This window comes from Paenilisteria rustica, from assembly GCF_013820765.1.
Taxonomy (GTDB): Bacteria; Bacillota; Bacilli; order Lactobacillales; family Listeriaceae; genus Listeria_A; species Listeria_A rustica.
On the sequence record NZ_JABJVM010000021.1, the window covers coordinates 26,994 to 50,500 of the forward strand.

Here is a 23,507-nt window from a genome sequence, read left to right on the forward strand (position 1 = left end):
CGCTCATTTCCGTCGTTAAAAGCTCCGCTCCGATGCTCGTGTACAGTCGTACATTCCGCTTCGGTGCTCGCTTTTGCCTAGGAACTAAGCAGTTGTCGTCCCGCTGAGGTTTGGTGACACGGACCGGTTTTGACGGGGAGTCAGGACCGGGATGTGGAACTTTTAATTTTTAGTGGGTTTGAGATATGACTCTAGTTAAGTCGGAGTTAGGGAATCGTTTTTTGAACGAAGAGCCTGAATTTGGACTTTACGCTAATTGAGCGCTTGTCGCCGATTTATTAGGAGGCAATCGAAAACTTCACCATTATGTGAAATCGTGTTTAGTTGATTCTTTACACTCCACACACCGAAAAGTATAATAAAGGTAATACGTAGAAGGAGGTAATGAAAATGATCGTAATTAGTAGTCCTATGAAACGAGATTTTTTTGTAGAAACATTGGAGAATTATAATGAAAATGGTGTCACTTTTAAAAAGGTGGACGAAAAAGGAATTAAATTATACTTCGAAACGACTGCTGAGGATGAAGAAGCTGCGGTTAGAATCGCGAAGGATGTTATGAAAGCAACGGATATTGGCGCCGTTCTCTACTTCCAGGTTACTGTGGAGTAATGATGAAAAGTGCTGCAAACGGACTATTTATAATGAGCCTTGGTTTAATTATTATCGTGTTCAGTCCAACGCTGGGCGGTAACTCGACTAATTTGCCAATGATGTTTACTGGAATTTTAGTGGTTGTTCTCGGGGGCCTCATGGTTTTCCTGAAAAAGAAGAAAGACAAGAATTCATAAAAGGGAGATGGCGTTATGAACGTTTCCAAAAAATTATACATCTCGCAAAAAGAATGTTTTCATACGATTGCAAAATCTGTTATTTATGACGTCAAGCAAGCGACCGGAAAAAATCTGCCGATGCAAAAGCTAAAAGGGCTGAAGTATCGCAGAACGATGTCCAATGGCGCCGCAGTTGAAACCAAGATTACCGAGTTTCAATTTCCAAACGTGTATCAATTCGAAACAACGAGTCGTGTAAACCTTCACCGGACAACGTATACGGTCACAGAAATTAGTGATCATGTCTGTGAAGTCACATATAAGGAAGAAATTGAAGCTGAGAAATGGATGCAGAAAATGAACAATATGGTGGTAGGTACCATTTTCGCATTTTTGAGGAAAAAAAGGGTAACGCGTTTGCTGAAAGCCATGGAAGATTCGGTCATTACAGCAAGCAAATAAAAGGGGATCATCAGGCGGTATTACCCCAATAATTGTGGTATCCCAAGTGCCATCAATAAGAAATATCGCTTTTTGATATAGAGTAAGAGCAGTGAGGCATGTCTCACTGCTCTTACTCGTGGCGTTTGTACTCTATTTTTCACTATAGTATAATACGTAAGAAAGATGAAAACGGAAAAACATAGCTTTTAGGCTACAGAGGAGATTTTTTATTATGATAGCACCAGAAAAGAGGAAACAACCAAAGCATCCATATCTAGTTAGGTCACTCAGAACACTAGGTCTTGGGCTCGTCCTATCCGTTATTTTGCACATTTTACTAGATGCATCGCTTAGTGGCTTCAACTTATCTGCTACTTTCGAAATGATCAAGACATATCCGATTCCATTTTTACTCGGAATTTTAGTTCTCATGCTAGTATACTTATTTCTAATTTCGCTCATCGGAAACGTATGGGCAAGTAGCACCATTTTTGTTGGTACCTCCATCGTTGTAGCCTTCGCGAACAATCAGAAATTCCTGGAACGTGGCGAACCGCTTTACCCACAGGAATTCGAAATGATCACACAATGGCGTTTCATGCTCTCCATGCTCTCCACATGGCTCGTCGTACTCCTATTCCTCGGAATCGCAGTCATCATCGCCATCGCCTGGATACTCGACCGCTACTCCCGCAAAATTTCAGCTAAATACTACGGCCGCGATTTCAAATACTGGGACCAGAAGACACTTATTATTCGCGCAGCAGGGCTCGTTTTTAGCGGAGTTCTCCTGTTCTCTCTCACTAACTTTCAAAGCTCCGATAATTGGCTCAGAAAGGCGTACAACATCGATGCCCAATGGAAAGACGTTGACCCGAAAGAAAGCTATCAACAATATGGTTTCGTTGGGGGTCTCATATATAGCGCCACAGCAAATATTATGGATAAACCAGTTAATTACACCGAATCGCATATTAAAGATATCACGGAAAAATACAGCAAACTCGCAGACCAAATCAATGCAACACGCAAAAACAAACCGATGGATGACGTCAATATCGTCTACGTTATGAGCGAAAGTTTCAGTGACCCAACGCGATTACACGGCGTAACAACTTCATCAGATCCAATTCCAGAAACCCGCAAAATTATGGAGAAATACCCGTCCGGATACAGTCTATCGCAAGGATACGGTGGTGGCACAGCTAACATCGAATTCGAAGCTTTGACAGGACTTTCTATGTACAATATCAACCCACAAATCACATCACCATACCAGATGTTCCTTTATCAAAAAGAAAATTTTCCATCCTTGGTGAGTTCGTTAAAACAAAACAACTATGAAACAATCGCGATTCATCCATTTAAACCATCTTTTTATAGGCGTACAGATGTATATAACGCTCTTGAATTCAATAAATTCATCAGTCGAGACGAAATGAAGCATACAGAAACACTAGATGACAGCGAATATATCTCAGACGCATCCGCTTTTCAAGAAACATTAGACCAGCTAAAAGCAAATAAAACATCGACCTTTATCCACCTTGTCACCATGCAAAATCACATGACATACTGGGATAAATATATCAATACGATAGGTGTCGAGGGCATACCAGAAAAAAATAAACAGACTGTAGAATCTTACATCCAAGGAATAAAATACTCTGATGACGCTCTGAAAGACTTCGTGACAGAGCTCGATGATATGAAAGAAAAAACAATGGTCGTTTTCTGGGGAGATCATCTGCCGAGCGTGTTCCCAGAAGAAATAGTCAACCAGAATACAGAACGAACGATGCATGAAACACCATTATTCATGTATGCCAATTTCGATTTACCGAAAAAAGATTACGGTACAATCAGCCCCATTTACTTTGTTCCCAAAATGTTGGAGCTAACAGACAGTAAAGTTTCGCCATACTACGCGCTGCTAACAGAAATGAGCAAAGAAGTTCAAGGTTTAGAGAAAAATGTCTTAATTAACGGCGAAAACCAAACCATCATTGAAGATCAATTATCTCCGAAAGCTAAAGAATATCTAGAGGATTATAAACTAATTGAGTATGATTTGGTAAGTGGAAAAGGTTATTCCAAACCGACGTTGTTTAAAAATAAATAAACGAAATGAGGTATTTCCATTGGAAATACCTCATTTCGTTTTGCAAAAAAAGAGACTCACAAAAGTGAGTCTCTTTCATCAGCTAAAATTACGCTTTTTCAACGTTAGCAGCTTGAGGTCCACGTTGACCTTCTTCTACGTCAAAAGTAACTTTTTGGCCTTCGTCTAAAGATTTGAAGCCTTCACCTTGGATAGCGCTGAAATGTACGAATACATCGTCACCGTTTTCGCGTTCGATAAAACCAAAACCTTTTTCGCCGTTAAACCATTTTACTGTACCTGTTTCCATATCTAAATTCCTCCTCGTGCACACTGGCACATAATATTACTATTCCTGCTTAGCGGTACGAAGTGGAAAGTTATTCACTAATCATTTCTTCACCAACAAAAATAAGTCTAGTTAAATATACCATGCTTTCTTTGATAATGCAAACATTAACTCTTTATTATCTTCTTTCTAATCAATAAGAGTCTTTAAAATGGCTCTGGTAAGCTATCCGCGCCCAATAATTCTTTCAGCTTTATGATATCAGAAATAATCCAAGGTTTCTTATTAGATATCAAAATTTTATCTTCCCGCAAGCCGAGTAAAACTTTTGAGGTGTAGCCTTTAGAAGTATTAGAAAGTTCAGCTAAGCGTTCATAAGTGAGGAAAACAGGTAATTCAACCACATTAGTATCTACATGAAAACCAAAATCAATCAGGGTTAGCAAACTAAAATAAATCCGTTCCTTTGAATTGAGGCGGTCTTTCACAGCTACTCCATACATTTCCCTACGAGTACGTGCGAGGTAGCTTAATAAAATATAATTTCTAGGATCTTCAAGCAACAGGGTTTGTTTGAAGAAAGAAAAATCAATTTTCCACCAAACAACATCTGTCAATGCTTCAAGACGCGATTTGGTGGGGATATCTTCCTCGTACAGAGGTAGAAAGGGAAAACTTCCAGAGCGAATAAAAAAGCTGAATTTTTTCCCAGTTTGACCTTCATACGTATATTTGACATAGCCACTTTCAATTAAGTAGAAGTGTTCTCTTCTTTTCCCGAATAATAGTTCTTGACCCATTGGGAATTTCTCTTCTATACAGTGATGATTAAATTGCGCGTCTTTTTTTAGCAGTTTTAAGATATTGGAACTCGTTGCAAAATTATCGATAGTTTCTTTTAGATACATGGTGCCGCCCCCTCTAATAAGAATGTTGTGCAAACAGAATATTTATCCTATGTATGTTCATCTAGATTACTGATTTCATAAAAAGAATACTAGTAGCGTTGTTATTAAATTGTTCATGATTATCAAAAAAGAAGCGTAAATATAACATAATAGACATTTTTATGTGAATCTAGAGGAATAAAATCGATAGAAAACAGCCATTGGAGTAATAGATAGGTGTAAGAAGTATTTTAATTGAGGCGTTATACTAATGGTGTTAGAAAAACAACGTAGCTAATAAAACCGTTGAGTAGTTAGCTTTAGAATAACATATAAGTTACTTTCCTGTATATGAATTTACTCAAGGCATGCGTCACTCCGGTTAACTTGGATGATGGTAGTAACATTAGTAAGAAAAATAGTCAAAAAATGCATTTAAGACAATAATGTAACACAATGTACAATATTAGTGCCCATAAACAAGAAGTATTGTATTTTTTTTAAAAGTATTCAGTGATAACATACAGATATGGCACTGGATAAAACTAAGAGAGGTGAGCTTCATGGCTACATTAGAAAAAGATATTAATCTACAACAAATTCTTACACAATATCATGACAATAATCAGCATTCTAATAATATCCGAGTGATGGATGTTAGAAAGGGCGAAAGCATATGGGATTTCTCCAGTAAGTCTGATGTATATTTGTTCAATATGAAAGGAATTGTATATTTTGAAGAGAAGATAGCTATTCCTACCAAAGAAAAGAGTATACTAAATGCGTTTCTTCTATTTAAGAATCAATCATGTGATCTAGAATGGCTCTCTATTGATAAAAATGCAGAGAAATCATTGACAGCTTTATCGGAGTGCAGAATTATACTGGTTAATAAAGTTTTTTTAAATCGGTTACTTGAAAATATGTCAAGATCATCTGAGAAGTATCATATCAGATCCCAACAAGAGATGTTTAAGCAATTACTGCAAATTAAATCGTACTGGATGTTGCTACCGGCAGAGCAACGAGTATTCGAAGTGATAGCTTGGTGTATTACATCAAACAATTCAGGTGCTTTGCCGAATTGTATTACCCAAGAGATAATAGCTAAACTTAGTAACTCAAGTCGTGAGTACGTCAATCTAATATTAAGTAAATTTAAAAAACAAGGCGTGATATCTCTGAAGCCAATTATTATAACCAAAGTTTTCTAAAGTTTTTGGAAGGAAGTAGTATACATGAGCACACTTTTCGCTGAGCTATATAATCGAGAGACTGTGGAAGGAAGGTTTAACGCCAATCGATTACTTGAACTTCTGAAAGAAGATCCTGTCTATAGAGTAGCATACAAGAAAATGGAAATCCCTAAAAATACAGAGCTAAACTCAGCGCATATTTTAGATGAGCATATTCATTTTCTAGAGAAAGGAATTGTTGCCTATGAATATGAAGATCAGATTATATCCTTCTCAAGTGAAGGTGACATTCTTGGGATGAATGATATTTTTATACCGAAGGCGAGTAAATATAATGTTAGGACAATCACAAAAACTATTATATACACATTTTCAAAACAGGATGTGTTAAACAATATATTTAACATGCAAGAAGGGTGGCTTTTTCTGTATTTGAATAATCAAAATTATAATATCCTAGTGGCAGAAAAATATATGTTGATGCGCCAAATTGGAAAGACAAGACTAAAAAACATTCTGATTGATATCGCCGAGAAGTACGGATATCAAGATGATGATGGGATAAAGATACCGGGATGTTTTACAAGAAAAGACATTGCCAACTATGCGAACTTAAGTATGAATTCGATGTCTCAAATTTGCAAAATGCTGGAGAATGAGAAGTTCTGTGTTATTAAATCAAAGCAGTTCATTCTATTAAATAGAAACACTAAAAACAGGAATGCTTTAACTGATTGTAAGAGTGTGAAGCAGCGAAAGGACTAGACCATGAAAAAATTAACTAAAATTACAAATACAGCAGCAATCTTAACTTGTTCGGCACTTCTTTTGACGGGGTGTGGCAATACGAATGATTCGTCATCACAAGCCGCAAAGCAAACAGAAACAACAAAAAAAGATCAAGCAGACCTTAACAAGATGAAAACAACAAAACAATTGGAAATTACACCGACAAAAGTAAGTAATGAAGTATCACCGGAAGAAAATAAAAAAGGAAATAAGATAGTTAAAATCCACTACAAGATTAAAAATAAATCAGATAAAGATTTCACAGTAGCAGCTAATGATTTCATTATTAATATTGGCGAGAATTACTATTACATGGGTAGTGGTATCAACTACGCAGATGCAATTAAGCCAGGTGCAACTTCAGAAGGCGATGGCTACTATGAAATTCCAAAAGATTATAACGAATTTAAATTGATGTATCAACCGCTTAGCAATAAAGAACGTGCTGCATGGGATATTATTGTTCCACAAGATAAGAAATAAGGAGCGTTGAGCTATTGAAAATATTATATCTTCATCAATATTTTGCTACACGTAATTCTCATACAGCAACGAGATCTTATGAGTTTGCAAAGAAGCTTATCGAAAAAGGCCACGAAGTATGCATGCTTACAACAGATACATTTTTAGCTGGAGATACACCATATAAAGAAGAAAAAAATGTGAAGTATTATCGGATAGATGGCATTGAAGTCATAGCAATCAAAAACGACTATTCTAACTACATGGGATTAGTAAAAAGAGGATGGTCTTTCTTTTCTTACATGCAACAAGCATACAAAATTGGTAAGAAGTTGACAGGGATGGATATCATGTTCTCCACGTCGACACCACTAACTATCGCGATACCAACACTGCGATTACAAAAGAAATTGAAAATTCCCTTCGTATTTGAAGTTAGAGATTTATGGCCAGAAGCTCCAAAACAAATGGAAGCTATCAAATCTAATTTTATTTTAAATAGACTCAGCAAATTAGAATCAAAAGTTTACCAAAAAGCAGATCATATTATCAGTTTATCCCCAGGTATGACAGAGGGAATTATCGAAACCGGTATAGATCCAAATAAGATTACGATGGTATCCAATTTATCAGATCTAAATCTGTTTGATCTAGAAAAAGATTATACGAACGAGCAACAAGTATGGCTCGAGAAATTCCAGTTAAAAAACAAGTTCCTTCTATTACATCTAGGTGCAATGGGCGAGGCTAACGGATTGGATTATCTAGTAGAGGCAGCGAAAATACTAAAAGAGAAGAATCAGGAAGATATCAGAATTGTGATTGGCGGCGATGGGAAAAGCAAGCCAAGATTGGAAGCATATTGTATCCAACATAAGTTAACAAATGTTGTTTTCTTAGGGCATGTTCCGCGTAGTGATGTTCCGATGATTACGAGTTTAGCCCATATTACGATGACATGTTTCAAGCCGTTACCAATTCTGGCAACCAACTCACCGAATAAATTCTTTGATTCAATGGCAGCAGGTAAGCCAATTATTGTGAATTCGGATGGTTGGACAAAAGATATTGTTGAGAATTATGGCATTGGACATTATGTTAATCCAGAAAAACCACAAGATTTGGCGAATTTACTCATAGATTTAGAACAGCAACGGGAATCATTAGCAGAGTTACAACCGAGAATAAGGCAGATTGCAGAAGAACATTACAGCGCGGAAAAGCTTGCAAATAAGGTAGAACAAATTTTGGTTGGATCGCTTGAGAGGAGCAAATTATCGTGAATATAGTAGTTATTGGTACAGGATATGTTGGATTAGTTACAGGTGTGGCGCTGGCAGAAATAGGGCATGACATTTGTTGCATTGATATAGATACGAATAAAGTAGCAAAGTTGAAGCAAGCTATTTCACCGATTTATGAACCAGGCATTGAAGCTTTAATCGAGAAGAACATCCAAGCGGGTAGACTTTCATTCAGTACGGATTTAAAAATGGCTGTAGCGAATAGTTCGGTTGTTTATCTAGCAGTTGGTACACCCCAAAAACAAGATGGATCAGCGAATCTCGATTATATCGAAGAGGCAGCGGCAAACATTGCCCAATCGATTGTTCAAGATACGGTAGTTGTTGTGAAGAGTACGGTACCGGTTGGAACAAATCGTTATTTGAAAGAGTTTATACAAAATCAAACGCCTTACAAAATCTCGATTGTTTCCAATCCTGAATTTTTAAGAGAAGGTGTGGCTGTACATGACGTGTTCCACGGCGATCGGATTGTGCTTGGTGCAGATGATGAGGAAGCACTTGACAAACTAGAAGGGATAAATCAAGGCTTTCATATCCCAATTTTTAAAACGGCTCTGGAAAGTGCTGAAATGATTAAGTATGCATCGAACGCCTTTTTAGCCACCAAAATCAGCTTTATTAATGAAATTGCTAATATTTGTGAAAAAACTGGTGGCGATATTCGCGAAATCAGTGCAGGTATGGGAATGGATAGTCGAATTGGAGGTGCCTTTTTACAAGCAGGTATCGGATATGGCGGTTCTTGTTTCCCGAAAGATACGTTGGCGCTGAATCATATTGCTAAAAATGTCGGTTATGATTTCGGGTTGATACAGTCTGTGATTGATGCCAATAAAGTGCAACAGTTGAAGTTAGTAGAGGTTCTAAAATCACATTATAGTGACTTAGCTGGTAAGCAAATTGCTCTTTTAGGAGTGGCCTTTAAACCAGAAACAGACGACATTAGGGAAGCGGCATCTGAGGTTATTATTGAAGAACTTTTACGTTGTGGAGCTGAAGTATCTATTTTCGATCCGGTTGCTGCTGCCAATATGAAGGCTGTATTTGGAAACGCGATTCATGTTGCTGATACCGTTTCTGACGTTTTGTATCAAGCGGACGCGGCATTGGTTGTGACAGAGTGGAATGAAATTAAGAACATCCAATTGGCAGAGTTCACATCGCAAATGAAACATCCAGTTGTGTTGGACGGGCGATTAGTATTTGATAAGTTGGAAATGAAGCATGCTGGTGTTAGCTACTATTCCGTTGGGACTGGCGCGCTAGAAATCAATGAACCAGTATATATTTGAGGGTGAGGTTAAAAAGTTATGTTGATAATTAAAACAGTCACTGACACCATCGTAGCTGCCATAGCCATCGTTATTCTATGTATTCCGATGGCTGTATTGACACTAGTGCTTGCCATTTATTACAAAGGAAATCCGATTTACATGTCACGAAGACCGGGACTTCACGGGAAAGCATTCCGATTCTATAAATTTAAATCAATGAAAGAATTATATGACGATGAAGGAAATCTATTACCAGATGAACAGAGGCTCACGCGGGTAGGGAGTCTCTTGCGAAAAACGAGTGTTGATGAATTACCGCAATTAATAAATGTTGTAAAAGGGGACATGAGTCTTGTGGGACCAAGGCCGCTATTGCTTGAATATAACAATCTGTACACGGAAGAAGAGCGTAAACGATTAGACATGAAACCTGGAATAACAGGCTGGGCACAAGTGAATGGAAGAAATGAAATTGATTGGAAAACGAAATTCCGAATGGATGTTACGTACGTAACGCAATATTCCTTACTTTTTGACATAAAAATTATTTTGCTAACTATCAAAGTGATTATTAAGAAAGAAGGCGTTAGTCAGGATGGATTTGTTTCGGCAGAGAGATACAGAGGCTAGAAAGAAACTTGTTATTATTGGGAGCGGATCCCAGGGAAGAATGATTCGCAATGTCATTGAGCAATATGATTTAGGATTTTCTGTCTGGGGATTCCTAGACGAGCAGTATGCGTCATTGTTTTTGGAAGACGGCATCAACCGCGGACCTATTTCGCTAGCTGCATCACTTTACCAAGATGAAAATACCGCCTTTATTATTGCGATTGGAGATCCAGAAAATAAATTTGAAGTGGCCCAAAGTCTGGGCTTTCAAGAAGAACGTTACGCGACAGTTATTCATCCTTACGCGTATGTGGATCCTTCTACACATGTTGGATATGGTGTCTATGTATCGGCAAATGCGACGGTGATGCACCAAGGAACGATTGGGAATCATACTTTTATTTTAGCTGGTGCAACATTGGAATACGAAACACGGGTTGCAGATTGTGTATTGATTGCCGCTAACACCACCATATCAGGCAATGTAGCCATTCAAAATCAGGTGTTTGTAGGAGCAGGCTCGGTTATTACACAAGGAAAGAAGATTGGCTCACATACTATTATTGCTGCCAACGCGACTGTTTTAAAAGATGTACCGGAGCATAGTATCGCGATTGGAACGCCAGCAGTGGTAAAGGTCAAAAGTAGTGAGAAAAGTGCCGTGAATAAATTGGCTAGATCGATTACGAAAACAGATGTTGTCCGCGGAGAACAATAAGCAACGATGCATTCCAATAGATGAATAATTTCTCGTAAAAGATACCACTTTCTTTGTTCATTAAATGTTCATTATTCTATAAAAAAGCAGCCTATATGAAATAATGGACATTTTAATGTGCACCTAGAGGAATAATCAGGCGCAGAAGTTGCTTGGACAGTAACAAAGGGCAGAAAGATGTATCAATTGAGAAGCGTTATACTTAGGGTGTTCAAAAAACAACGACACTAAAAACACTGAGCTACTTAGATGAGATACCAAACAAAAAAATAAATCATTGGAGTGATACACCGTGAAAAAAACAGTTTTAGTAACAGGTGGAGCGGGATTCATTGGCTCACATATTTGCAAAATGTACTTGGCTGAAGGATATCAAACAATCTGTGTCGATAATCTGATTTCAGGAAAAGAAGCAAATATTGCTGACTTAATGAATCATCCGGAATTTCACTTTTATAAAGTAGATATAAGTAATAAAACGGAAATGGAAGCCTTGTTCGTCAAGTTCAGACCACAAGTAGTTAATCATCACGCGGCGCAAAAATCCGTACCATACTCACTCGAAAATCCAATATATGATCTAGATACAAACATCGGTGGATTACTGCAATTGCTAGCGCTGGTTCAAAAATACCCCATCGAAACATTAGTATTTGCATCATCAGGCGGTGCACTTTCGAAAAAATTAGAAGGTGACGAGCGATCAGCAGAAAAAGACACACCACAACTTATTTCTCCTTATGCGCTAACGAAATACGCGGGGGAACAATATATTAATATGTACAGCGAAAAATATGATTTCAATTATACCGTTTTACGTTATGCTAATGTATTTGGGCCGAAGCAAGTTCCTGATGGAGAGAGCGGTGTAGTTCCTATTTTTTTGAAGAACCTAAACGAAAATAAAAAATCGATACTGATGGCATACCCAGACATGCCAAGAGGTTGTACGCGCGATTATATTTACGTAGCGGATGTAGTAGAAGCTAATAAATTGGCGACTCAAAAGCCGTTAAATAAAGTTGTTAATATTGGTTCGGGAACGGAGATTTCTATTCTAGATGTTTACGAACAGGTGCTTGATATATTTGATAAATCAGCACCGATTGAAATTATTGGACCGCGGCCGGGCGATATTAGAAGGTCAATACTAGATACAAAAATTGCGACAGAAGAATTAAACTGGAAAGCAAAATATACATTACGACAAGGCTTGCAAGAGTTATATACATTCAATTTAGAATGGGATAAAGAACTTACATTCCGTTAAATACACGAGGAGGAGCGAATATGAAAATGATGAGGACATTAATTATTGGTGCAGGAGCTGGAGGGAAATTTGTTATCGAGCAACTGCAGACAACTAAAAATAGTCGCTACCAGCCAGTTGTTATTTTAGATGATGCTAGTCATAAAGTTGGTTTGGATTTATATGGGATTCCTGTGAAAGGGAATTTAGCTGACTTAAGCAAGGCTATAACGAATGAAGATATCAAGCATGTTATCCTAGCGATTCCAACATTGGACACGATGACGCAAAGCAAGATTATCGATGAGTTAAGGGATTATGATGTTACTTTATTTGTTCTTCCATCCGTGTTTTCGACGAGAGAAAGTCAAAAAGTAGCCATTCCAGAATTGGACTACAAAGATTTGATTCAAGATAGATCGGAATTTCAGCTAGATTACAATGACATAAAAAGGAAGATTCGTCAAAAAACGGTTCTTATTACAGGCGCAGGCGGATCAATTGGTTCTGAAATAGCCCATCAAATTTTTAATTGTCAGCCTGAGAAAATTATTTTATTGGGTCATGGTGAGGGTAGCATTTACCAAATTGATAGTGAGTTACAGCAAGAAAAAATGATCAAGTCTTATGATGTTGAAATTGTACCAGTGATTGCAGATATTCGAGATGAATTACGTATGACGCAGGTTTTTAAGCAACACAAACCACACATTGTATATCAAGCAGCGGCGCATAAACATGTTCCTTTGATGGAGAATAACATTTATGAAGCTGTCAAAAATAATATTATCGGCACATACAACGTCATCCAAGCCAGCAAACAAAACGCGGCGGAAGAATTTGTGATGGTATCAACAGACAAGGCTGTTAACCCTAGAAACATAATGGGCGCTAGTAAGCGATTAGCAGAGAAATTAACACTTGAGAATGACATGACAAGTCGGACTGTTTGTAATGTTGTTCGCTTCGGTAACGTATTAGGTAGTCGAGGTAGCGTCTTTCCAAAGCTATGGGCACAAATTCATCAGGGAGTACCACTTACGATAACGAATCCAGAAATGAAGCGCTATTTCATGACAATCCCGGAGGCAAGCAAACTCGTTATTTCAGCAAGTATGCTTAAACGAAAAAATGCTATTTTCGTGTTAGATATGGGTGAACAACTTGGCCTTTCAGGTATGGTGGATCAACTAATCGAGCTTTCTGGTAAAAATAAACGTGATATCAGCATTAAATATGTTGGTGTTCGTCCAGGTGAGAAAATGGAAGAAGAGTTATTTAACCAAGAGGAGCTTTCAAGTAAAGTGACTGACAAAATGTATGAAGGAAATTATTATACGAGTATCGCAGAGCTAGATAGTATCAAACATCTGATGGAAACATATACAACGATTGAGCACGAAACTTTACGCAGTCTACTACTAACACTAGCTAATACGCACAACGCGTTACAAGAAACGATGTGAAGAAAATATGGAAGCATTGATTCGCTTAAAACAAAAAAATTTAACAGACTACGAATACATGATTCTGACATCTACGGCTAATAAGACCAATACAAATCAAATGTTGCCAGATCGCTTAAGTTCAGAAGGATCTATTTTAAATATTCAAGTAAGCACGGAGGAATTCGTTGTTGCGGTTTTACAACTGGTAGATGGCGTCATTCCTCATATTTTTATCGATGTGGAGCGAAAACAAGCAATTAATTTGTGGGAGATCGCAAGCGAGACGTGTCATGACTCGGCGGTTCATCCATTGAAGGCCAATGATATCACAGTTGATGCGGCTACGAGCATTATTATCAAAGAACTGCAGAACAATTTCGATCAACGCACGGTCATGATATATGGAACAGGTAACTTGGCTACAAAAACGGCTTTGAAGCTTGCTGAACTAGGCATGTATGTCACACTTTCTGGCGGAGATGTTTCGAAAGTAACTCGAATTGTGCAAGTTCTGAACGATATTTTACCAGCTTATACACCGTGGCCCATTCAAGTTTTTCATGAAAATAAGACTGGAAAGGTGGATGTATTGATATCTGCCATATCGGCCCAAAAGATTTTAGATGAAACGTGGTTGGACTATTTACAGGCTGATGGTTTTGCGCTAGATATGGGTTTAAACAATTTTTCAGAGCAGTTTATCGACGAAATCCTGTTATCAGAGCGTGCCTTATATCGCGTAGATATTCAAGCAAAGATCGGTACAGCTATTTTAGATTTGAAAACAGAAGATTACTTTTTTAGCAAAATTCGCGGAAAAATAAAATGGTTAGATCAAACAGCTGTAGCGGGCGGAATTATTGGTAATGAGAACGATGTCGTTTTAAACAGAGTAACACCGCCTTATGTTGTGATTGGGACTTCTAATGGGACCGGTGGATTGAAGTAGGGCATTAAGATAATGAAGGAAGGCGAACAGGCGATGAGAAAGCAAGTTCCAGTACACACTATTGAAGAAAATTAGATTCTATCAAACTTTTTCTATTATTATCGTCCTTACGATGGTCGTCCAAGTTATCTCCTTGTTAAGGACGACCGCACTAGCCACCAACTTCGGGATAAGCAATGATATGGATGCTTTTAATTTTGCCAATACAGCGATGGTTTGTCTGGTCAACATTATGGGGCCATCTGTTGCAACGGTTCTGATTCCATTTTTAGCGAAGATGAAAGATGGTATAGAAGATAGAAATATACTAAACACCTATATCACAGCGATTATGTCTATCACGTATCTCCTCTTGTTAACCTACTTTATCATCGGTAGTATTTATTTCTTTGCAGGAAATTCGAATCAAGGACTCACTTTTCAAGAATTAACGTTCCTGCTGACTTTTATTTTAGGAATCGCTCAGTATACGAGGCTTATTTCATCGATTCAAACAGCTTTTCTACAAATGGACGGTAAGTTTATCATTATCAAAATTGTAGCGGTGATTTCAGCGATACTCAGCTATATTTATATTATTATTACACCAAACTTAAGTATTATGGAAGCTGCGATATGTATTGGCTTATCTTATGTTGTAGAATGTATCGGCTTGATTTTTAGTAACAAAAATAAGAAATATAAATACCAGGCAAAATTCAAATGGGCCGATGCAGAATTTCGCAAACTCATGCGATTGACGGTTCCGGTAACGCTCAATTCTGTTATTTACCAAGTCACCGTATTGTTACCTAATATATTGGCTCGTTTTTTCGGAGAAGGTTACATCTCAACGATGGTTTACGCGAACCAAATTATTAGTATCATGCAGACGTTGATTATTATAAATTTAATCTCGATGCTCTATCCAACATTAACGCGCAGTTTTAATAGAAGCATTGACGAGGCAAAAAAGAAACTAGTTCTCTTTATAAATGGCTCAAATATGCTTGTAATACCAATGATTAGCGGCATGATTATGCTCGGCGGCTTAGTCATTCAGGTACTGTTCGAACGAGGTAATTTCACACATGATTCTACTATTATAGTATGGCAGTTTCTGATTTTTCTAAGTTTGGCTCTGCCGTTCGTTGTCATTCGAGAGTTTATTTTTAAAGCATTTTACGCGATGGGTGATACAAAAACGCCTGTCAAAAATTCATTGATTGTAATTATTATCCAAATCATATTCTTATCCGCAGGCTCATTTTGGATTGGAGTCTACGCAATCATGCTGTCTCCGTTACTTGCAGCCATACTGTCAACGATACTTGGCTATAGAGATTTGCGCAAAAAAATCGGGCTACTCGGGAAAAATGGTGAGATGATAAAGCAGCATGTGCTCACTATTGTTAATTCGCTAGTTATGTGTGCCGGAATTTGGGGCACTATGCAAGTCGTTCATTTCAATACAATCATCAACCTGGTTATTTATATCGGTGTTGGGATAATGATTTATGGCATATGTGTCCTACTGACGCAAAGAAAGTACGTTAAAACATTACTAAATAATCGTTAAAAATAAAACTAATAGAGGATGAATCAAACGTGAAAGTACTATTTCTAATCTCTTCATTTCCTAAGCTATCCGAAACATTCATTTTAAACCAGATTACAGGTTTTATCGATAGAGGTATAGATGTTGAAATCTTATCTTGGAATAAAGTTGATAATATAACAGATCATGCACAAGTATCTGAATACAGTTTACTTGAGAAAACCCATTTCTTAAACTTCCCAGCGAGCAAGTCAAAACGTTTAGCTGGTGGTATGAAGATATTTTTGAAGCAAGTATGGCGTTCACCAAAAGCAGTTTTTAACGCCTTAAATTATAAAAAATATGGAAAAATGATTTTTACAACACGTTTTCTATATGCTCTTCCTTACTTTATCGAAAAAGAACAACATGATGCAGTCATTTGCCACTATGGTCCCAATGGAAGTGTCGCAGCTTTTCTGAAAGATCAAGGATTACTCCCAGAGAAAACAGCGGTTTTTTTCCACGGTCATGATATTACCTCTTTCATAGAGAATCGTGGTAGTGACGTCTATGATACACTTTTTCGTTCAGATATCGAATTACTACCTGTGAGCGAGTTATTTGCCGATAAACTTCTACAAATTGGCGCTGACTCTAACAAAATTCGTGTCCATCATATGGGTATCGATTTGAAAGAATATAGCCTCGTTTCATTAGCTCCCATCGGTGAACCCATGAAATTCCTTTCTATCGGACGTTTAACGGAGAAAAAAGGTATGGACGTAGCCATTCAAACCATAGGCGAGTTGAAAAAACGAGGACACCAAGTTTCATTGGATATTATTGGCGAAGGTGAGCTACGCGCCGAAATGGAAGCCCTGATCGAATCGCAAAAGCTAGAAAACGAAGTAAACCTCATCGGATGGCAGTCACAAGCAGAAATCAATCAAGCTATCCAAGAGGCAGACATGATGCTTCAATTAAGCAGAACAGCCCCAAACGGCGATAAAGAAGGTATTCCTGTAGTACTAATGGAAGCAATGGGGCGCGGCAAGTTAATCATTTCAACAGAACATAGCGGTATTCCAGAGCTAATCACAGATGGTTCAAGCGGCTGGTTAGTGCCAGAAAATGACGTTGCAAAATCAGTCGAAAAAATATTAGAAGTCAAAAATAACCCAGATACTTGGCTTGCTGTATCACTTAATGCCCGAGAAAAAATCAATGAACAATTTAATATCATGACACTAAATGATCAATTAGCGGTCTACTGTAGCACAAAATAAGATAATTAGGAGGGATTGGAATTAGAAATCCAAACAAAGTTATGATGGCTAGCTCCGTTCACGTATGGAGCGATACACGGATTTATTTTAAAGAAGCGAAAACACTTGCAGCACAAGGTTTAGAAGTTGATTTTTATGCCATAGATTATCCAAGTGAGAAGACGGTTACCCCTAACTTGACAATGCATTACATGAAACCGCAAAAAAGATACAACCGCTTTGTGCATTGGCGCTTTCTGTATAAAGAGATGATCCAGTCTGATGCGATGTATTTCCACTTTCATGACCCCGAATTATTATTTGTAGCACGAGCATTAAAAAAACGTCTAGGCGATGAAATAAGAATCACATACGATATGCATGAACATTTACCAGCAGCGATTAAAACCAAACAGTGGCTCCCAGCTTTTATAAGACCGACGCTTTCGAGTTTAGTAGAGCGTGTGGAGAAAAACCTGATGAAGTACTGCGATACCGTTATTTTTGCGGAGCTGTCTTACAAAGAAAACTACACAGAGCTGGGCTTAAACAAAGTAGACGTATTAAATTATCCAATCCTGCCTAAAAGTGATGTTGTACTAGTAAAGGAAGAAGTCTTCACGCTGATCTATGTAGGTATTCTGATTGAGCAACGCGGGTTATTCAATATGTTGGAATTAGCCAAAGCGTTAAAAGAAAAGCAGACAATCGATTTTCATTTTAAATTAATCGGGCCTATTTTTACGAATGAAGAAGTAGTGAAGCAATTTATCAAGGACAATGATTTAAGCGACAATATCACCTTATATGGAAGAATGCAGTACAAGGATATTTGGGAACACTACGCATCTGCGCATGTTGGTGTGTGTTTACTGCACCCAACTCCAAATAATCTTAACTCACATTCCACCAAGCTATTCGAATATATGGCTGCAGAGTTACCGATCATCGCATCTGACTTCCCAGATTTCACTACCATGTTAACAGAGCATCAATGTGGTAAAACGAGCAATCCGGATGATTACGAAAGCTTGGTCGAAATTGTTCAAAGTTATATCGCGAACCCGCAAGGCAATAAAGTAATTGGTTCAAACGGAAGAGCGGCATTCGACACGTATTACAATTGGAACCACGAAGGAGAAAAGCTACTAGCCATTTACTCAAATGAAAATTAGTATCTTATTATTATATAAGGAGCAATGAATATGAAATTAAAGAATCTCACGGTAGGAAATCTATGGAAAACTTTCAAAAAAAGCTTCGTATGGTTAATACTAATTATTTGTTTGGCGCTAGCCAGTGTTTACACTTACAGTAATTACGTTGCGAAACCTGAGTATACCTCATCTTTCCAAATTTTGTTAAACGCGGAACAAACAGATGCACAAGCGAAATCATCAGAAGGTGTCAGGAACAATATCCAATTAATCAACACTTTCACATCTGTTTTACAAAGTGGAAAAATAATGGATTTAGTCAAAGAAAAGGTGAAAACAGATGATTCTTCATCCGAGCTTTCTGCGGATACCAAGATTACCTCCAATGAAAACTCGCTTGTATTAACAATCAACTACACAGGCATGAACAGCGAGAAAGTTTCAGAAATATCAACAGCTATGCTAAATGTTGTAAGTAAAGAAATACCCAGCATCTTCAAAGGAACAACAGTTACAGTTTTGGAAAAATCATCTGCACCAACGACACCAAGTAATAATTCTATGTACATTTTAGCTATCATGGTTGGTTGCTTATTGAGCGCTACATTACTATTTGTTCTATGTTCCATGGATACAACCGTTCAAAATATGGAACAGCTAGAGAATATCGGGCTACCTTTCCTTGGAGATATACCAAAATTTAAGAGTTCAGAGCTCTAAAATAGAGAGGGTTTTTATTACATGCTTATTAAAAGAAAAGAAAAAAATACTATCATAACGGATGGTAACGAGATGACGATGCAAAAAAATTCGGTAGCTTATGAGAAATTTAGTTCCATTCAAACGAACATTCAATTCATGGAACGAAAAGCAGGAAGTGTACAAACAATAGCAGTCACATCGGCAAATAAGGGCGAGGGTAAGTCATTCTTCATCACAAACTATGCGAATACATCAGCTCTATACAAGCAGAAAACACTGTTAATCGATGTAGATTTCTACAATCCAAAAATTTCAAAACAATATAAATCAAAGCTAATGCCAGGCCTATCTAATGTATTGGTAGACATGATTGCTTTTGAAGAAGCCGTTATTCCTTTAGAAAATAAATACCTTTCGTTCTTACCTATTGGCACATTACCTCCAAATCCACTGGAATTATTGCGTTCAGATGAATTCAAAACCTTATTAACCAAGCTAAAAGAAGAATTCGATGTCATTTTGCTAGATTGCCCCCCTATTAATTTATTCACGGATGCTCGAGTAGTCGCGGCAGAGAGCGATGGCACCATTTTATTAGTCAATAGCCAAACAACAAGTGAAGAGGATGTCAGAAAATCTAAATCATTACTCGATCAAGTAGATGCGAATATTTTAGGTGCAGTGTTAAATAATAAGCGTTACAACCAAAAACAGATGGCGTCGTACAATTATTATTAAGTAAATCCATGAAGGAAGTAGTGTATCTATTATATGAAAGTAATGATGAATAAAGTATCTCAAAATAGGGTTTCGTTCCGAGGGATAGTCATCGCATCTATGATTTTACTAAGCATTCTATCGCCAATATTCCCCTTGTTACTTATTGTCCCAGTTCTGGTCATTGGACTTCTATACGTTAATAAAATAAATGTGGATAAGTGGATGTACGGCCTCTTTATAGCTGTTATTATGGCGGGTTTTTGGGGAGCATATGCATCGCTTCCGCAACTCCCGAGCCTTTTTTTATTCCGAATACTACTAGCCATCCATTTCATTTTATTCTTGTTTAGCAAAAAGGATTTTTCAACTATCAAACTACTTAAAGTGCCGCTCATTTGTATGGCAGTTTGGATACTTTATTCAGTGTTAACTTTGCTATGGACAGCAAACCCAATGCTTAGCTTGAACGCTATTTACTTTCAAATAGAGACATCATATCTCGTTTTCATATGCGTTTATTACATTACATCATGGAAAAAAATGCGCCAAGTTCTTCTATATATATCATGTAACTATATTGTTTCACTTGGAATCGGAGTGTATGAGGTTATCTCGGGGAAACATTTACGTTTTTCAGCGGGTACTCTGTTGAACTATGAAGATTCAAGGCCCACAGGTTGGTTAGTTAACACGAATGATTACGCGTCGTACCTTGTTATTTATTTCGGCCTAGTATCCCTCTACCTATTATCCTCAAAAAAGAAATGGCACTTTGCAATGTGGTTGGTATTGCTCGCAGTTGTAACCTATCTAGTGATCGAGTCGCATTCAAGAACCGGCTTCTTAGGACTTGTAGCGATAGTCGCGCTGGTACTTTTTAAAGTGCTACGGATACAGTACTTCCTATTAGCGCTATTCGCTGGTGTGGTGGCTATTTGCAGTAAAATGATCTATTCTAGCATCGCGAGTTCGGGGCTTACCTCACAATTAGTTGATTCTTTTACAGGAAAAGGCGATTCAACAGAAGAAAGAATGTTTATGTATAAGTTCGTAATTCAGTTATGTAAGGAGCATCATTTTCTAGGAGTAGGTGTCGGAAATACACCACGCTTCTTATTCGAAGCTCTATATGGCACCGCAAATGTCGATATCACTGGAACACAAACAATGGCGGCCCACAATTTTTGGTTGAGCATTATATCGGATATCGGTCTCATAGGCTTCATTCCAATTTTGATCTTTTTCCTATATTATCTCTACCAAGCAGCGACAATCTACATCACAAACAGTAATTTAAAAGGTGCCATCCCAGCCGCAGTACTTTTAGGATTTATCGGCGTATCGGTTGGAAGCAGCAGTATTTTCGAAATGCGCGTTATCTGGATCGCCTTAGGTTTAGGCCTAGCAGTCATTTGCTTACTTCAACGCGAGAGAAATTCCAAACAGACGGAGTCAAACTTTGAGAAAATTAATTAGATAAACGGAGTGTTAATGATGAAAAAAAGTATGGCAAAAATATATTTTAAATTGAGAAGTCGTGTATACAAAGCACCCAATAAGCAGAAGCTAAACTATATATTAGAAAAAAGTACTCAAGATGACGCTCCGTTAATCGTTATTTTTAGCGCATTTCCAAGGACAGGCATGAAAGCAACATATAATTATTTGCGAACATTGAAAGATGTAGACGCGCATAAATTGTTTATTTTAGATAATTTTGGCTTTCAACAAAGAGGCGCTTATTATTTAGCCGAAAATGGTGATTTTAAGATTCGAGTTGCAGTAGAATCGATTATTGCCGACGTTCAAAAGAAGCTAGCGACCAAAAATACGATTTTTATAGGGACAAGTAAAGGCGGTTTTGCGAGTCTTTATTTCGGTATCAAGATGAAAGCAGACTATATTATTAGCGGCGCCCCGCAATACAAACTAGGCAATTATCTAAGCGATATCCCTGAAAAAGCCCCAGTCCTATCAAGCATCATGGGAAATACAGATAAGAGTAGCATTGATCAACTCAACGCCTTATTACCTACAAAAATTAAAGAGGCAAGTGGCGCGTTACCTAAAGTATACGTTCATTATTCCGAGCAAGAGCACACGTATGAAGAACACGTAAAGGATCTAATACAAGATTTGAGTATTGCCGAATACGATCTTACATTAGACATCTGTGACTATAAAATACACCAAGAAGTAAGCCAGTTTTTCCCCCCATTCTTGATCCAATCACTTAGTCAAATCATAAATAAACTAAAAATAGAACGCTAAGCGCTATTCTAAAAACAAAGCCAGGGATGTCCTCTATGGGCAAATTCTTGGCGGAAATAGAAGCGAGCATGATATAATGAAGAAAGCGCTTATATTTTCGTCAGGTAAATCCATAGGGGGCAATTTTATGCTAAACGAACAACAAATCACCAAACTATTAGAACGTATACTAGATCCAGTATTGGAGTTCACGTTGCAAGAAACTGGAGGCATTATGGAAGTAAGTGTCACAAATAATAGTGTTGCATTACAAATAGCACTAGCTGACCCAGAGCTTCATACAGATAAATTTACAACCAATATAACGGAACTACTTGGAGAATTCGGATGTGAGGATATACATTTTGAGCTCGCCTATTTACCTGTTTCCAGGATCGAACAATTACTAGAAGCGAAGAATAATATACTGTCACCCGAAAGTAAAACACAATTTATAGCAATTGCTAGCGGTAAAGGTGGGGTAGGTAAATCAACAGTAGCAGCTAATCTCGCGGTAGCATTAAAACGCACGGGGAAAAAAGTTGGCTTGTTAGATGCCGATATTTACGGATTCAGCCTTCCTATTTTGATGGGAACTAAAGATGTTCCAAAAACAGTAGACGAAAAAATTATTCCGGTGACTACATATGGAGTACAACTAATTTCTATGGATTCATTTGTTGAAGACGGGGAGCCAGTCATTTGGCGTGGACCGATGCTTGGGAAAATGATTAAAATGTTTTTAGAAGATGTAAATTGGGATGCCCCGGATTATCTAATTATTGATTTACCACCAGGTACGGGAGATATCGCACTAGATATCCATACACTGTTACCTACTTGCAATGAGCTGATTGTCACAACGCCTCATCAAGCAGCAGCGACAGTTGCCGCGAGAGCAGGAATAATGGCTATAAAGAACGAGCATCATATTTTGGGAGTTATTGAGAATTTATCCTATTATCAAACAGAAGCGGGCGAGAAAGCATATTTATTTGGAGAAGGTGGCGGAAAAAAAGTAGCTACAGAACTAGAAACCGAGTTGTTAGGAGTATTTCCGATAGAGCAACCAGAACACAATAAGAATGGCTATCTATCAGGTGTTTACGAAGCAGAAAGCACACAAGGAAAACGTTTCTTTGAACTTGCAGTAAAAATAAATCACTATTTATAAAAAAAATATGCAAAAAACTATTGACGAATGGATAAATAGTTGGTATATTTATAAACGTTGCTGATGCACATAACGCAAAACGCAACACGAGAGATTGACCTTTGAAAACTGAACAGAAACAAAGATAAAACCAATAGAGACAGTGATGTTTCTAGGTAAGAATCGCAGGGCGGAAATAGAAAGCTATTTCCAAAAGTAATACTAGTAAAGTAATTTGCTAGC

At 37.6% G+C, this 23,507-nt stretch carries 24 protein-coding genes; 22 read left to right on the top strand and 2 right to left on the bottom strand.

The annotated features are described in order from the left end of the window. Nucleotides 1-390 precede the first annotated feature (390 nt). The 4 genes from HPK16_RS14695 (at nt 391) to HPK16_RS14710 (ending at nt 3,339) form a co-directional block, all read left to right on the top strand. Nucleotides 391-612 carry a hypothetical protein gene (locus HPK16_RS14695; protein ID WP_036061190.1) on the top strand — a complete coding sequence of 74 codons (222 nt, stop codon included), beginning with the start codon at nt 391-393 and terminating at the stop codon, nt 610-612. Between the two features lie 32 nt (nt 613-644). Then, on the top strand, nt 645-791 hold the full coding sequence (locus HPK16_RS14700; RefSeq protein WP_246369439.1) for an LPXTG cell wall anchor domain-containing protein: 147 nt from the start codon (nt 645-647) through the stop codon (nt 789-791). A 15-nt stretch (nt 792-806) separates the two neighbouring features. Continuing rightward, entirely contained in the window at nt 807-1,235 is a 429-nt protein-coding gene (locus HPK16_RS14705; protein ID WP_181677670.1) for a DUF3284 domain-containing protein, read from the top strand. A gap of 214 nt (nt 1,236-1,449) precedes the next feature. After that, nucleotides 1,450-3,339: an LTA synthase family protein gene (locus tag HPK16_RS14710; RefSeq protein ID WP_181677671.1), complete on the top strand. Its 1,890-nt coding sequence runs from the start codon at nt 1,450-1,452 to the stop codon at nt 3,337-3,339. Nucleotides 3,340-3,427: 88 nt separating this feature from the next. Here HPK16_RS14710 and HPK16_RS14715 read toward each other — a convergent pair whose 3' ends face one another. Continuing rightward, the gene (locus HPK16_RS14715; RefSeq protein WP_036061193.1) at nt 3,428-3,628 is read right to left on the bottom strand and encodes a cold-shock protein; all 201 of its coding nucleotides are present in this window, start codon (nt 3,626-3,628) and stop codon (nt 3,428-3,430) included. A gap of 185 nt (nt 3,629-3,813) precedes the next feature. Beyond that, entirely contained in the window at nt 3,814-4,515 is a 702-nt protein-coding gene (locus HPK16_RS14720; protein WP_181677672.1) for a Crp/Fnr family transcriptional regulator, read from the bottom strand. A 542-nt stretch (nt 4,516-5,057) separates the two neighbouring features. Here HPK16_RS14720 and HPK16_RS14725 point away from each other — a divergent pair. The 18 genes from HPK16_RS14725 to HPK16_RS14810 all read left to right on the top strand — a co-directional run bounded on the left by HPK16_RS14725 (nt 5,058) and on the right by HPK16_RS14810 (nt 23,285). Beyond that, the gene (locus HPK16_RS14725; protein WP_181677673.1) at nt 5,058-5,708 is read left to right on the top strand and encodes a helix-turn-helix domain-containing protein; all 651 of its coding nucleotides are present in this window, start codon (nt 5,058-5,060) and stop codon (nt 5,706-5,708) included. A gap of 24 nt (nt 5,709-5,732) precedes the next feature. After that, entirely contained in the window at nt 5,733-6,455 is a 723-nt protein-coding gene (locus HPK16_RS14730; protein ID WP_181677674.1) for a Crp/Fnr family transcriptional regulator, read from the top strand. Between the two features lie 3 nt (nt 6,456-6,458). After that, nucleotides 6,459-6,962 carry a DUF4352 domain-containing protein gene (locus tag HPK16_RS14735; RefSeq protein WP_181677675.1) on the top strand — a complete coding sequence of 168 codons (504 nt, stop codon included), beginning with the start codon at nt 6,459-6,461 and terminating at the stop codon, nt 6,960-6,962. A gap of 14 nt (nt 6,963-6,976) precedes the next feature. After that, on the top strand, nt 6,977-8,224 hold the full coding sequence (locus tag HPK16_RS14740) for a glycosyltransferase family 4 protein (protein ID WP_181677676.1): 1,248 nt from the start codon (nt 6,977-6,979) through the stop codon (nt 8,222-8,224). Further along, complete coding sequence (locus tag HPK16_RS14745) at nt 8,221-9,540, top strand: nucleotide sugar dehydrogenase (RefSeq protein WP_181677677.1); 1,320 nt, start codon at nt 8,221-8,223, stop codon at nt 9,538-9,540. Before HPK16_RS14740 ends, HPK16_RS14745 begins: the two co-directional genes overlap by 4 nt. Nucleotides 9,541-9,561: 21 nt before the next feature. Beyond that, a complete protein-coding gene (locus tag HPK16_RS14750) occupies nt 9,562-10,152 on the top strand; it encodes a sugar transferase (RefSeq protein ID WP_425487944.1) in 591 nt (196 codons plus the stop codon). Then, nucleotides 10,118-10,852: a PglD-related sugar-binding protein gene (locus HPK16_RS14755; RefSeq protein ID WP_181677679.1), complete on the top strand. Its 735-nt coding sequence runs from the start codon at nt 10,118-10,120 to the stop codon at nt 10,850-10,852. The genes HPK16_RS14750 and HPK16_RS14755 overlap by 35 nt, the downstream gene beginning before the upstream one ends. A gap of 292 nt (nt 10,853-11,144) precedes the next feature. Next, nucleotides 11,145-12,122: an SDR family NAD(P)-dependent oxidoreductase gene (locus tag HPK16_RS14760; RefSeq protein ID WP_181677680.1), complete on the top strand. Its 978-nt coding sequence runs from the start codon at nt 11,145-11,147 to the stop codon at nt 12,120-12,122. A gap of 20 nt (nt 12,123-12,142) precedes the next feature. Next, entirely contained in the window at nt 12,143-13,567 is a 1,425-nt protein-coding gene (locus tag HPK16_RS14765; protein ID WP_181677681.1) for a polysaccharide biosynthesis protein, read from the top strand. Nucleotides 13,568-13,574: 7 nt separating this feature from the next. Further along, entirely contained in the window at nt 13,575-14,498 is a 924-nt protein-coding gene (locus HPK16_RS14770) for a hypothetical protein (RefSeq protein ID WP_181677682.1), read from the top strand. A gap of 61 nt (nt 14,499-14,559) precedes the next feature. Further along, complete coding sequence (murJ, locus tag HPK16_RS14775; RefSeq protein ID WP_181677683.1) at nt 14,560-16,056, top strand: murein biosynthesis integral membrane protein MurJ; 1,497 nt, start codon at nt 14,560-14,562, stop codon at nt 16,054-16,056. Between the two features lie 29 nt (nt 16,057-16,085). Continuing rightward, entirely contained in the window at nt 16,086-17,303 is a 1,218-nt protein-coding gene (locus tag HPK16_RS17125; protein ID WP_181677684.1) for a glycosyltransferase, read from the top strand. A gap of 41 nt (nt 17,304-17,344) precedes the next feature. Next, nucleotides 17,345-18,457, top strand: coding sequence for a glycosyltransferase family 4 protein (locus HPK16_RS14785; protein WP_181677685.1), 1,113 nt, complete (start codon nt 17,345-17,347; stop codon nt 18,455-18,457). Nucleotides 18,458-18,487: 30 nt separating this feature from the next. Further along, entirely contained in the window at nt 18,488-19,159 is a 672-nt protein-coding gene (locus tag HPK16_RS14790; protein ID WP_181677686.1) for a YveK family protein, read from the top strand. Between the two features lie 21 nt (nt 19,160-19,180). Beyond that, nucleotides 19,181-19,879 carry a tyrosine-protein kinase family protein gene (locus HPK16_RS14795; protein WP_181677687.1) on the top strand — a complete coding sequence of 233 codons (699 nt, stop codon included), beginning with the start codon at nt 19,181-19,183 and terminating at the stop codon, nt 19,877-19,879. A 630-nt stretch (nt 19,880-20,509) separates the two neighbouring features. After that, entirely contained in the window at nt 20,510-21,337 is an 828-nt protein-coding gene (locus tag HPK16_RS16720) for an O-antigen ligase family protein (protein ID WP_181677688.1), read from the top strand. 18 nt (nt 21,338-21,355) lie between these two features. Next, entirely contained in the window at nt 21,356-22,132 is a 777-nt protein-coding gene (locus tag HPK16_RS14805; RefSeq protein ID WP_181677689.1) for a Two component regulator three Y domain-containing protein, read from the top strand. 127 nt (nt 22,133-22,259) lie between these two features. Then, nucleotides 22,260-23,285, top strand: a complete 1,026-nt coding sequence (locus HPK16_RS14810; RefSeq protein WP_181677690.1) for an Mrp/NBP35 family ATP-binding protein — start codon at nt 22,260-22,262, stop codon at nt 23,283-23,285. The last annotated feature ends 222 nt before the right edge of the window (nt 23,286-23,507 follow it).

What these genes read in the sequence shown, in the direction of transcription:
- HPK16_RS14695 (WP_036061190.1), top strand. Translation starts at nt 391, where the DNA reads ATGATCGTAATTAGTAGTCCTATGAAACGAGATTTTTTTGTAGAAACA.
- HPK16_RS14700 (WP_246369439.1), top strand. Translation starts at nt 645, where the DNA reads ATGAGCCTTGGTTTAATTATTATCGTGTTCAGTCCAACGCTGGGCGGT.
- HPK16_RS14705 (WP_181677670.1), top strand. Translation starts at nt 807, where the DNA reads ATGAACGTTTCCAAAAAATTATACATCTCGCAAAAAGAATGTTTTCAT.
- HPK16_RS14710 (WP_181677671.1), top strand. Translation starts at nt 1,450, where the DNA reads ATGATAGCACCAGAAAAGAGGAAACAACCAAAGCATCCATATCTAGTT.
- HPK16_RS14715 (WP_036061193.1), bottom strand. Translation starts at nt 3,628, where the DNA reads ATGGAAACAGGTACAGTAAAATGGTTTAACGGCGAAAAAGGTTTTGGT.
- HPK16_RS14720 (WP_181677672.1), bottom strand. Translation starts at nt 4,515, where the DNA reads ATGTATCTAAAAGAAACTATCGATAATTTTGCAACGAGTTCCAATATC.
- HPK16_RS14725 (WP_181677673.1), top strand. Translation starts at nt 5,058, where the DNA reads ATGGCTACATTAGAAAAAGATATTAATCTACAACAAATTCTTACACAA.
- HPK16_RS14730 (WP_181677674.1), top strand. Translation starts at nt 5,733, where the DNA reads ATGAGCACACTTTTCGCTGAGCTATATAATCGAGAGACTGTGGAAGGA.
- HPK16_RS14735 (WP_181677675.1), top strand. Translation starts at nt 6,459, where the DNA reads ATGAAAAAATTAACTAAAATTACAAATACAGCAGCAATCTTAACTTGT.
- HPK16_RS14755 (WP_181677679.1), top strand. Translation starts at nt 10,118, where the DNA reads ATGGATTTGTTTCGGCAGAGAGATACAGAGGCTAGAAAGAAACTTGTT.
- HPK16_RS14765 (WP_181677681.1), top strand. Translation starts at nt 12,143, where the DNA reads ATGAAAATGATGAGGACATTAATTATTGGTGCAGGAGCTGGAGGGAAA.
- HPK16_RS14770 (WP_181677682.1), top strand. Translation starts at nt 13,575, where the DNA reads ATGGAAGCATTGATTCGCTTAAAACAAAAAAATTTAACAGACTACGAA.
- HPK16_RS14785 (WP_181677685.1), top strand. Translation starts at nt 17,345, where the DNA reads ATGATGGCTAGCTCCGTTCACGTATGGAGCGATACACGGATTTATTTT.
- HPK16_RS14790 (WP_181677686.1), top strand. Translation starts at nt 18,488, where the DNA reads ATGAAATTAAAGAATCTCACGGTAGGAAATCTATGGAAAACTTTCAAA.
- HPK16_RS14795 (WP_181677687.1), top strand. Translation starts at nt 19,181, where the DNA reads ATGCTTATTAAAAGAAAAGAAAAAAATACTATCATAACGGATGGTAAC.
- HPK16_RS14805 (WP_181677689.1), top strand. Translation starts at nt 21,356, where the DNA reads ATGAAAAAAAGTATGGCAAAAATATATTTTAAATTGAGAAGTCGTGTA.
- HPK16_RS14810 (WP_181677690.1), top strand. Translation starts at nt 22,260, where the DNA reads ATGCTAAACGAACAACAAATCACCAAACTATTAGAACGTATACTAGAT.